General features: G+C 46.0%; 1 protein-coding gene. It reads right to left on the bottom strand.

Going from position 1 to position 287, the window contains the following annotated elements:
* Positions 1–287: transposase (locus AWV70_RS19735; RefSeq protein WP_160327690.1), on the bottom strand; the 287-nt coding region annotated here is incomplete at both ends.

The following is a 287-nucleotide window of genomic DNA, read 5'->3' as shown; positions in this document are numbered from 1 at the left end:
CCATTCTTTTCCCGATCTATGTTGAGCTCCTTCTGGAGCCTCTTCTCATAAGCCCGCGTCTCTTTACGAACAACCTTCTTCTCAAACTTTCTCTTATTCGCACTCGCTTTCACATGGGTAGAATCAATAAAGACATGTTCTGGGCTGAGAAGCCCACGGTTTGCCACCTCGTTTAGTACTTTATAGAAGATCTGCTCGAACAGATCAGTATCTGCGAATCGACGGACATAGTTCTTCCCGAACGTGGAGAAATGAGGAACCTCTGTATGAAAGCCGTAGCCTAGGAA

It is taken from the genome of Sporosarcina koreensis (genome assembly GCF_001531445.1).
Classification (GTDB): domain Bacteria; phylum Bacillota; class Bacilli; order Bacillales_A; family Planococcaceae; genus Sporosarcina; species Sporosarcina koreensis_C.
Note: the sequence above shows the minus strand (reverse complement) of the source record. Positions and strands in the feature narration are given on the sequence as shown.